8 protein-coding genes are annotated in these 10,110 nt (G+C 73.3%); 4 read left to right on the top strand and 4 right to left on the bottom strand.

The annotated features are described in order from the left end of the window. Positions 1-1,318: VWA domain-containing protein (locus AC07A6_RS20095; RefSeq protein WP_478777927.1), on the top strand; the 1,318-nt coding region annotated here is incomplete at its 5' end. Positions 1,319-1,407: 89 nt separating this feature from the next. Here the strand turns inward: AC07A6_RS20095 and aspS are convergent. Beyond that, positions 1,408-3,240, bottom strand: a complete 1,833-nt coding sequence (gene aspS, locus AC07A6_RS20090; RefSeq protein ID WP_362460755.1) for an aspartate--tRNA ligase — start codon at positions 3,238-3,240, stop codon at positions 1,408-1,410. Positions 3,241-3,376: 136 nt separating this feature from the next. On the opposite strand from aspS, the gene AC07A6_RS20085 reads away from it, so the two are divergent. Together AC07A6_RS20085 and AC07A6_RS20080 are read left to right on the top strand one after the other, a co-directional pair. After that, complete coding sequence (locus AC07A6_RS20085; protein WP_478777926.1) at positions 3,377-5,581, top strand: SpoIIE family protein phosphatase; 2,205 nt, start codon at positions 3,377-3,379, stop codon at positions 5,579-5,581. 39 nt (positions 5,582-5,620) lie between these two features. Continuing rightward, on the top strand, positions 5,621-6,673 hold the full coding sequence (locus AC07A6_RS20080; protein ID WP_478777925.1) for an AI-2E family transporter: 1,053 nt from the start codon (positions 5,621-5,623) through the stop codon (positions 6,671-6,673). Between the two features lie 17 nt (positions 6,674-6,690). Here AC07A6_RS20080 and AC07A6_RS20075 read toward each other — a convergent pair whose 3' ends face one another. Beyond that, a complete protein-coding gene (locus AC07A6_RS20075) occupies positions 6,691-7,662 on the bottom strand; it encodes a pirin family protein (protein WP_478777924.1) in 972 nt (323 codons plus the stop codon). A gap of 198 nt (positions 7,663-7,860) precedes the next feature. Here AC07A6_RS20075 and AC07A6_RS20070 point away from each other — a divergent pair, with 198 nt between their 5' ends. Continuing rightward, a complete protein-coding gene (locus AC07A6_RS20070) occupies positions 7,861-8,325 on the top strand; it encodes a hypothetical protein (protein WP_478777923.1) in 465 nt (154 codons plus the stop codon). Positions 8,326-8,518: 193 nt separating this feature from the next. Here the strand turns inward: AC07A6_RS20070 and AC07A6_RS20065 are convergent, their stop codons facing one another. Together AC07A6_RS20065 and AC07A6_RS20060 are read right to left on the bottom strand one after the other, a co-directional pair. Beyond that, positions 8,519-9,496 carry a winged helix-turn-helix domain-containing protein gene (locus tag AC07A6_RS20065; protein WP_362461011.1) on the bottom strand — a complete coding sequence of 326 codons (978 nt, stop codon included), beginning with the start codon at positions 9,494-9,496 and terminating at the stop codon, positions 8,519-8,521. 73 nt (positions 9,497-9,569) lie between these two features. Then, a complete protein-coding gene (locus tag AC07A6_RS20060) occupies positions 9,570-10,031 on the bottom strand; it encodes an SseB family protein (RefSeq protein WP_007265129.1) in 462 nt (153 codons plus the stop codon). Positions 10,032-10,110: the final 79 nt, after the last annotated feature.

The following is a 10,110-nucleotide window of genomic DNA, read 5'->3' as shown; positions in this document are numbered from 1 at the left end:
CGCCCCCGAGGCCACCGAAGAGCCCGCGCCGCAGGCGCCGGAAGAGCCCGTCGCCGCCCAGGCCGACCCCGAGCCGGAGGCAGCAGCGGAGCCCGAGGCCCAGACCGCCCCCGAGGCCACCGAAGAGCCCGCGCCGCAGGCGCCGGAAGAGCCCGTCGCCGCCCAGGCCGACCCCGAGCCGGAGGCAGCAGCGGAGCCCGGGGCCCAGGCCGCTCCCGCAGCCGCCGAAGACACCGCCGAGGCGGAGCCGGAGGCCCCCGCGCCGCAAGCGCAGGCCGAGGCCGAGCCCGCCGCCGCCGAGCCCGAGGCCCAGGCGGCCCCCGTCACCGCCGAAGAGCCCGCTCCGCAGGCGCAGGACGAGCCCGCGGCCGAGGCCGAACCCCTCGCCACCCCTGAGCCGGAGCCGGAGGCGGAGCCCGCCGCCGCCCAGGCCGAGCCGGAGCCGGAGGCCGTGGCCGCCGAGCCGGAGCCGCAGCCGCAGCCGGAGGCCGAGACGGCCGAACCCGTCGCCGCCGCAGCTGAACCGGAAGCCGAACCGGAGGCCGAGCCCCTCGCCGCCACCCCCGAGCCGGAGGCCGAGACGCCCGAGCCCGTGACCGCCGAAGCCTCGCCGCAGGCGGACCCGGCGGACCCGGCGGACCCGGCGGACCCCGTCGAGGGACCCGCCATCGCCGCGGCAGCGGTCCGGCGGCGGGCCGTCGGCGTCGCCGGGGCGTACAAGGCCGCCGGGCAGGTGCTGCGGGCCAAGGGGAAGGCCGGGGCCCGCGCGAAGGTGTACCTCGTACTGGACCGCTCCGGCTCCATGCGCGGGTTCTACAAGGACGGCAGCGCCCAGCACCTCGCCGACCACGCCCTCGCCCTGGCCGCGCACCTGGACGAGGAGGCCACCGTCCACACAGTGTTCTTCTCCACCGAGCTCGACGGCACCGCCGAGCTGACCCTCGACGCCCACGGCGCCACCTGGGTCGAGGACCGCCACGGCGAACTCGGCCGGATGGGCCGCACCAGCTACCACGTGGCCGTCGAGGCGGTCGTCGAGCGCTACCAGAAGGACGGCGGCGAGGGCCCGGCCCTGGTCGTCTTCCAGACGGACGGCGCCCCCGACAACGTCCGCCCCGCCCGCCAGGCGATCACCGACGCGGCGGCCGCCGCCCCCGGCGTCCACTGGCAGTTCGTCGCGTTCGGCGACCACGACGCCAAGGCCTTCGACTTCCTGCGCAAGCTGGACGCCGAGAACGCCGGCTTCTTCCACGCCGGCCCGGCCCCCGCGGAGCTGACCTCCGCCGCCCTCCTCAAGGGCATCCTCGACCGGTTCTGACCGCACGGCGGAACGACGAAGGGCCCGGGATCCACGAGGATCCCGGGCCCTTCCCGCTACCGGAGCGGCAGCGTCACGGCGTCACGGCGTCAGCGCGCGGCGTCCGGGTGGACGGCCTCCGCGACCGGCTTCGCGTCGGCGGCCTTGGCGTCCGCGGCCTTCGTCTCGACCGGCTTGCGCAGGGCGATGTTCAGCTCGCGCAGGCGGGACTCCTCCAGCACCGTCGGCGCGCCCATCATCAGGTCCTGGGCGTTGCCGTTGAGCGGGAAGGCGATGGTCTCGCGGATGTTCGGCTCGTCGGCCAGCAGCATCACGATGCGGTCCACGCCCGGGGCGATGCCACCGTGCGGCGGGGCGCCGAGGCGGAAGGCGCGCAGCATGCCCGCGAACTCGCGCTCGACGGTCTCGGCCTCGTAACCGGCGATCTCGAAGGCCTTCAGCATGACCTCGGGCTCGTGGTTGCGGATGGCGCCGGAGGACAGCTCGATGCCGTTGCAGACGATGTCGTACTGCCAGGCCAGGATGTCGAGCGGGTCCTTCTCCTCCAGGTCCTTCATGCCGCCCTGCGGCATCGAGAAGGGGTTGTGCGAGAAGTCGATCTTTCCGGTCTCCTCGTCCTTCTCGTACATCGGGAAGTCGACGATCCAGCAGAAGCGGAAGACGTTCTCCTCGAACTGGCCCGCGCGCTTGGCGGCCTCGACCCGGACCGGGCCCATAATCTTGGAGACCTCGTCGAACTCGCCCGCGCCGAAGAACACCGCGTGCCCGGCCGCCAGGCCCAGACGCTCGGTGAGGACCTTGACGTTCTCCTCGGTGAGGAACTTGGCGATCGGGCCGGTCAGCGAGCCGTCCTCGCCGACGCGGACCCAGGCCAGGCCCTTGGCGCCCAGCGAGATCGCGTACTCGCCCAGGCCGTCGAAGAACTTGCGCGGCTGCGCGGCGGTGTCCGGGACGGCCAGCGCGCGGACGTGCTTGCCGGCGAACGCCTTGAACTCCGAGCCCTCGAACACGTCGGTGATGTCGACGAGCTCCAGCTTGGCGCGCAGGTCGGGCTTGTCGTTGCCGTACTTCAGCATCGACTCGCGGAACGGGATCCGCGGGAACGGCGAGGTGACCGGGCGGCCGCCGCCGAACTCGGTGAAGAGCTCGGTCATCAGCTTCTCGATCGGCTGGAAGACGTCCTCCTGCTCGACGAAGGACATCTCCACGTCGAGCTGGTAGAACTCGCCCGGCGAACGGTCGGCGCGGGCGTCCTCGTCGCGGAAGCAGGGCGCGATCTGGAAGTAGCGGTCGAAGCCCGAGATCATCAGCAGCTGCTTGAACTGCTGCGGGGCCTGCGGCAGGGCGTAGAACTTGCCCGGGTTCAGGCGGGACGGGACGACGAAGTCACGGGCGCCCTCGGGGGAGGTCGCGGTGAGGATCGGGGTCGCCATCTCGTTGAAGCCGAGGGCCACCATCTTCGAGCGGATGGAGGCGATGACCGCCGAGCGCAGCATGATGTTGCGGTGCATGCGCTCGCGGCGCAGGTCGAGGAAGCGGTACTCCAGGCGGCGCTCCTCGTTCACACCGTCGTCGGTGTTGATCGTGAAGGGCAGCGGGGCGGCCGCGCCGAGCACCTCGACCTCGGCGGCCTCGATCTCGATCTCGCCGGTCGGCAGGTCGGGGTTCACGTTGTCGGTGCCGCGGGAGACGACCTTGCCGTCGATCCGGACGACCGTCTCCTTGGACAGCTTGTCCAGGACGTCGGCGGCCGCGGTGCCGGGGCGGGCGACGAGCTGCGTGATGCCGTAGTGGTCGCGCAGATCGATGAAGAGGATGCCGCCCAGGTCTCGACGATTGTGCAGCCAGCCGCTCAGCCGGACGTCGGTGCCGACGTCAGAGGCACGGAGCTCGCCGCACGTGTGGGACCTGTACCGATGCATCAGTCATCCAGTTCTACGCGATACCAGGGTGGATTCAACCGTCCCAAGGTTACCGTCCGGGCGGGGCACCGCGCGGGCGCGCCCGGGCGGCCTCCCGAACAGGCACCCCGACGGGATCACCTGTAAAGATGACCGGGTGCGCACCGAGGACGTCCTGGCCGCCATCGCGACGGGCCTGTGGCGATGGGACAACGCCTCCGGGACGGTCACCCTCGACGGCGAGGCCGCCCGGCTGCTCGGCCTGCCCGCCGAGCCCGTCGTCCTGCCCGAGGTGGCGGTGCGCTCGCGCTTCCACCCGGTCGACTGGAACGAGATCAACGGCATCGTCAACCTCGCCGTCGCCGAGGGCACCCTCGCCGAGGCCCGGCTGCGGATCATGGACGAGGACGGGCGCGTGCTGCGCACCGTGCGCAGCCGTTCCAAACCCGTGGAGAACCGGACGCCCGAGGGCCGCACCGACTACGAGCTGATCGGCACCATCCAGGAGATCGCCGAGCCGCAGCCCGGCACCACCGCCGTCCACACCCCGATCACCGGCGACTGGCGGCGCTCCCGCGAGGCCTTCCTCCTCGACGCCGGCCGGGCGCTCGCCGAGGCCCGGTCCACGGCCGAGGTGCTGCGGGTGGCTGCCTCACTGTCCATGCCGGGCTTCAGCCCCGACGGGCTGGCGGTCTTCGGGGTGGCGGGCGAGAAGCTGTCGGTCATCGGCCACCACGGGCACGCCCCCGGCGACGAGGCCCCCTTCACGGACATGGTCCTGGACACCGCCTACCCGGCCGCGGAGGTCGTCCGCACCGGCCGCGCGATCTACCTGCCCACCCCGGAGGAGTACGAGCGGCGCTTCCCCGTCACCTGGCCGCTCGCCGAGCCGTTCGGCCGGGTCTCCTGGGCCTTCCTGCCGCTGATCGTGGCCGGGCGGACCATGGGGGCCTGGATGGCCGCCTTCAAGCAGCCGGTGACCTTCTCGCCCGACGAGCGGTCCGTTCTGACGACGGTCGCCCGGATGCTCGCCCAGGCCCTCCAGCGGGCCGGCGTCGCCGAGTCCGAGCGCGAGCTGACCACCGGGCTCCAGCGGTCGATGATGCCGCAGCTCGGGCCCGAGATCCCCGGCATGACCATCGCCGCCCGCTACGTCCCCACCGGCGGCGGGCTCCAGGTCGGCGGCGACTGGTACGACATGATCCCGCTGCCGTCGGGCCGGTTCGCCCTGGTCATCGGCGACGTCCAGGGGCACGACGTACGGGCCGCCGGCCTGATGGGCCAGCTGCGGATCGCGGTACGGGCGTACGCGTCCGAGGGCCACCGGCCCGACGCGGTGCTCTCCCGGGCCTCCCGCTTCCTCGCCGGGCTCTGCTCCTCCCAGGAGGAGGAGGCCGGGGCGGAGGCCGCCGAACGCGGTCCCGGCGGCGAGTCCGACTACCTCAGCCCCCGCTTCGCGACCTGCCTGTACGTGGAGTGCGACCCGGAGACCGGCACCCTGGAGGTGGCCCGCGCCGGCCACCCGGACCCGGTGGTCCGGATGGCGGACGGCACCGTCCTGATGCGGCCCACCGCCGGCGGCCTCCCGCTCGGGATCGTCCCCGACACCGACTACCCGACGACCCGGTTCACCCTGGAGCCCGGCGAGACGATGATGCTGTGCACCGACGGGCTCATCGAGACCGGCGGGCACGACCTCGACACCGGCTGGGCCCGCCTGCGGGCCATCCTGGAGGCCGACGCCGAGACGTACGGGCCCGGCGCGGACCTCACCGCCGGACACCTGGAGCACCTGGCCGACCTGCTGGTCCAAGCCGTGCACGGGCCCTCCTCGCACCACACCACCGGCCCGCTCGCCGACCGCCGCGAGGACGACATAGCCGTGGTGCTGCTCTGCCGCGAGGGCGCCGGCTGCGGCTGCGGGACCGGCCTGACGCACCCGGCCCGGCCCGCCCGGCGCACGGTGCTGACCGTGGCCCAGGCCGAACCCGAGCGGATCGCGGGCGCCCGCCGCCAGATCCGGGAGCTGCTGCACGACTGGGCGGACCCGGAGCAGGTGGACTCGGCGGTGCTGATGGTCTCCGAGATGGTGACCAACGTGCTGGTGCACACCGACGGGGACGCGCTGCTGGTCGCGGAGGCGGCCGGCGAGCTGGGCACCCGGCGGCTGCGCGTGGAGGTCGCCGACGGCAGCGACGAGCTGCCGCACAAGCGGCACCCCGGCGAGATGGCCTCCAGCGGACGCGGGGTGCTGCTGATGGAGATGCTCGCCGACACCTGGGGCGTGGACCCCAGGGGCGCGGGCAAGTCGATCTGGTTCGAGCTGTACGAACGCTCCAAGCCCACGGACGAGACGGGGTAGTACCCACTCCCGAAGCCGAGCCGAAAGGTGGACACGGCGATGCCGACCCCCCTGCTGCCCGAACCGGTGCGGCGGCTGGCCGCCTGGTGCGCGGTCGTCCTGCTGGTCACCGGAGTCGCCGCCGTCGGGATCTGGCTGTGCGTGGTCTTCCAGACCGCCGTCACGCCCGTCCTGCTCGCGGTCCTCGGCACGGCCCTGCTCGGCCCGCTGCACCGGCGCCTGGTGCGGATGCGGGTCAGCCGCTCACTGGCCGCGGCGCTGACCTGCCTGGCGGTGGTCGCCGTCGTCGGCGGGGCCACGTACGTGGTGGCCCTGGCGCTGGTCGAGACGGGCGACCAGATCATCGCCTCGCTCGTACGGGCCGGGGAGAGCCTGGCGGAGCACTTCGGGGCGGCCGGCACCTCCCTGGAGGACCTCGCCGCGAACTCCAAGGAGCTGCTCGCGAAGTTCGGCGGCACGGCCGCCTCGGGCGTGGTGGCCGGGCTCAGCGTGGTCGGCACGATGATCGCGACGGCCCTGCTGGCACTGGTCCTGATCTTCTTCTTCCTCCGCGACTCCCACCGGGCCGTGGGCACCCTGCGCTCCCTCGTCCCGAGCGGCTCCGCCGACCTGATGGAGGCGATGGCCCGGCGGGCCTTCGAGGCCGTGGAGGGCTTCATGCGCGGGACCACCTTCGTGGCCCTGGTGGACGCCGTGCTGATCGGCGCCGGGCTGCTGGTCCTGCGGGTGCCGGGCGCGCTGGGGCTGGCCGCCCTGGTGTTCGTGACCGCCTACATCCCCTACCTCGGCGCCTTCATCTCGGGCGCGGTGGCGGTCCTGGTGGCCCTCGCCGACCGCGGCTGGGTGATCGGCCTGTGGGCGCTGGGCGTGGTCCTGGCGGTCCAGATGATCGAGGGGTACGTCCTGCAGCCGATGGTGCAGAGCCGGACCGTGCAGATGCACCCGGCGGTGGTGATGCTGGCGATCACGGCGGGCGCGAGCGTCGCCGGCATCCTCGGCATGCTCCTCGCCGTCCCCCTGACGGCGGCCGCCTTCGGCATCCTCTCGGAACTCCGGGGCCGGTACGCGCCGGAGCGCACCGACCCCCGGTAGCCGTCCTACAGGCCGTCCTACAGACCGCCCTCGGACATCCCGTGCACGGCCGGGATGGTCCCGAGCCGGCCCTTCTGGAAGTCGTCGAACGCCTGCTGGAGCTCCTCGCGGGTGTTCATGACGAACGGACCGTAGTGGGCCATGGGCTCACGGATGGGCCGGCCGCCGAGCAGCACGACCTCCAGGTCCGGCGTGTGGGAGTCCTGCTTCTCGTCCGCACGGACGGTGAGCGAGGAACCGGCGCCGAAGACGGCGGTCTGGCCGAGGTGGATCGGACGGCGCTCGGCGCCCACCGAGCCGCGGCCCGCGAGCACGTACGCCAGGCCGTTGAAGTCCTCCCGCCACGGCAGGGTGACCTCGGCGCCGGCCGCGACCGTCGCGTGGATCATCGTGATCGGGGTGTGCGTGATGCCGGGGCCCTGGTGGCCGTCCAGCTCGCCGGCGATGACGCGGAGCAGCGCGCCGCCGTCGGGGGACGTCAGCAGCTGGACGGAGCCGCCGCGGATGTCCTGGTAGCGCGGCGCCATCATCTTGTCCTTGGCCGGGAGGTTCACCCACAGCTGGAGGCCGTGGAAGAGCCCGCCGGACACGACGAGGTGCTCCGGCGGGGCCTCGATGTGCAGGAGGCCCGATCCGGCGGTCATCCACTGGGTGTCGCCGTTGGTGATGGTGCCGCCGCCGCCGTTGGAGTCCTGGTGGTCGAAGGTCCCGTCGATGATGTAGGTGACGGTCTCGAAGCCGCGGTGCGGGTGCCAGGGGGTCCCCTTCGGCTCCCCAGGCTGGTACTCCACCTCGCCCATCTGGTCCATCATGATGAACGGGTCGAGGTACTGGTAGTTGATCCCCGCGAATGCCCTGCGCACGGGGAAGCCTTCGCCTTCGAAGCCGCTGGGGGCATCCGTCACGGCCAGCACGGGGCGGGCCGCGGCGCCGGCCGGTGCGGCCACGCGCGGAAGGGTCAACGGGTTCTCAACAGTCACTGCGGGCATGGTCAGGACCTCCTTCTGCGTCGAGTTTAGTTGAAACTCGAACTTTCTGCCACACCGCACGGAACAGCTCACCCGCCCGGGGCATTCCCGTCCGCCCCGGTGACGGCCGAGGGGGCGGTTTCGGCCGTTTTCCACCCCAGGTCGGTGGTTTTCCCCGTACCTGACAACCGCAGGGCGCCCGGTGCGGTCTACCGGTTCATGGAGACCAGCACACCCCTCACCGGCCCCGACCGCGACCGCGAGCCCGGAAACGACCACGAGCCCGCGCCCGAGCCGTCGTGGAGCGCGCCCGCATGGCTGCGCGTGCCCGCGCTGGCCCTCGCGATGACGGCGGTGATGACCGGCCTCGGGTACGCCGTGTACCGGTGGGCGGCCACCGGACTGCCGATGGAGCCCCTGCCCGGCTCGCCCTGGCCCTACCTCGGCGCGTGGGCGGTGCTGACGTTCCTCGCCGGCCTGCTGCTCCAGTGGGCGACGTCCGGCATCGAGTACGACGGCCGCTGGACCCTGATCGGCATCCCGCTCTTCGCCGGGATCCGGCTGTCGCTGGCCTACCGTCCCGACCCGGCGCTGCTGTACGCGTACGGACTCGCGGCCCTGGCGGTCGCGGCCGCGGGCATCGCCCTGTGGCGCCTGCGCCGGACGGCCGCCGGACGGCGGTAGACGGGGCGGGGGACCTCCCCCGTGGGTCCCCCGCCGCTCCCGATGGTGCGGGAGGGCGGGCCGCTTCGGCGATCCTTTCGGCGGTGCCCGAAAGCTCCGGCGGACCTCCACCGGTTCCCAGCCGGTCCTCAGCCGGTTCTCGGCCGGTTCCCAGCCGGTCCTCGGCCGGTTCTCGGCCGGTTCCCCCCGATCCTCAGCCGCCGTTGCGCAGCAGTTCCGCGCCCAGGCCCGTCACCGAGTGGAGCACCGCCTTCCCGTCCCGCTCCGTGGTGATCAGCCCCGCCGCGCGCAGGGTGCGGGTGTGCTCCGAGACCGACGGGAGGCTGACGTCCAGGTCCCGGGCCAGCTCGCTCGTGGTCCGCTGCCGGACCAGCAGCCGGAGCACCGCCGCCCGGGTCCGCCCCAGCAGCGCGTCCAGCGCGGCCCCCGCCGGGGCCCCGGACGGGCCCGTCTCCACCAGCGGCAGCGGCGTCAGCGCCGGGTACATGAGCAGGGGCCGCCCGCCGGGCCCGTCGGGGCCCTCCGCGAGCAGCGGCCGGCCCGTCCAGAACGGCGACGGCATCAGCAGCAGCCCGCGCCCGCCGAGGTGCACCTCGTACCCGGGCGGCGCGTCGACCTCCAGGACGGTGCCCGACCAGCGGGCCGCCGGGTGGATGCCGGCCAGGCACGCCTTGATGCCGTGGGCGGCCAGGAGCCGGGTGCGCCAGGCCACGTCCGCCCGGAAGGACTGCCGGATGTGCGGCCAGTACGGGGCGACGACCACCTCGTACGCGGTGCCGATCGCCCCGCCCAACTGGTCCCAGGCCTCGCGGTCCTGGGCCCACAGGGCGCGCAGCCAGGAGGGCCGGCCGTCGGGGGAGCGGGCGGCGGCGGTGGCCAGCTGTTCGCCGGTGAGCAGCGCGCCCGCCTCGCGGACGGCCGCCAGGCCCTCCTCCAGGGTGGCCGCGTACGGCTCGATGAACTGCGGGTTCTGGCCGTCAGGGCGCAGCAGTTCGAGCAGCGGGCCGCGGGCCCGGCCGGGCAGGTCGCGGCAGACGCGGCGGCGCCAGGGGCCGAAGACGGCCTGTTCGTCGGTGCGCTGCCAGGCGACCAGGGCCATGGCGAGTTCGAGCAGCGGCAGCGGCTCGGCGGCGAAGGTGACGTTGAACAGGTCCTCGGCCGTGAAGTGCACCCTCAGCAACGCCCGTCCACCCCCCGTCGCCGGCCCTATCGGGACGGGTCAGCCATCTGCGTGGCAATGGCGTCTAGCCATACATGCGGCGCATCGCGAAGTCGACCATCTGCTCGACGGCCTTCGCGTCGAACACCATCCGGTGGTCGCCCTCCATGTCGAGGACGAAGCCGTACCCGGTCGGCAGCAGGTCGATCACCTCGGCGCCGGTGATCACGAAGTACTTGGACTCCTTGCCGGCGTACCGGCGGAGCTCCTTGAGCGTGGTGAACATCGGGATGACCGGCTGCTGCGTGTTGTGCAGGGCCAGGAAGCCCGGGGTGTCGCCGCGCGGGCAGTAGACCTTCGACGTCGCGAAGATCTGCTGGAAGTCCTCGGCGGACAGCGACCCGGTGGTGAAGGCCCGTACCGCGTCGGCGAGCGACGGCGGCGAGGGTTCGGGGTAGAGCGGCTGCTCGCCGTACCCGCCGGCCATCTGCTGCGGGGCGGCGTACTGCTGCTGCCCCGCGCTCACGTTCTGGTCGTAGCCGTACATGGACCGAAGCCTACCGAGCGGGCCCCGTCCCCAGGCACCCTCCGGGGATTCCCGCTTGATGCTGGTCACAGTGGTCAAC

This window comes from Streptomyces sp. NPDC044002, assembly GCF_056434525.1.
The sequence above is the reverse complement of the archived record's forward strand: the minus strand, read 5'-3'. Positions and strand labels throughout refer to the sequence as shown.

Coding starts and splice junctions, on each gene's coding strand:
- aspS (WP_362460755.1), bottom strand. CDS start 3,240: ATGCATCGGTACAGGTCCCACACGTGCGGCGAGCTCCGTGCCTCTGAC.
- AC07A6_RS20080 (WP_478777925.1), top strand. CDS start 5,621: ATGCCGACCCCCCTGCTGCCCGAACCGGTGCGGCGGCTGGCCGCCTGG.
- AC07A6_RS20075 (WP_478777924.1), bottom strand. CDS start 7,662: ATGCCCGCAGTGACTGTTGAGAACCCGTTGACCCTTCCGCGCGTGGCC.
- AC07A6_RS20070 (WP_478777923.1), top strand. CDS start 7,861: ATGGAGACCAGCACACCCCTCACCGGCCCCGACCGCGACCGCGAGCCC.
- AC07A6_RS20060 (WP_007265129.1), bottom strand. CDS start 10,031: ATGTACGGCTACGACCAGAACGTGAGCGCGGGGCAGCAGCAGTACGCC.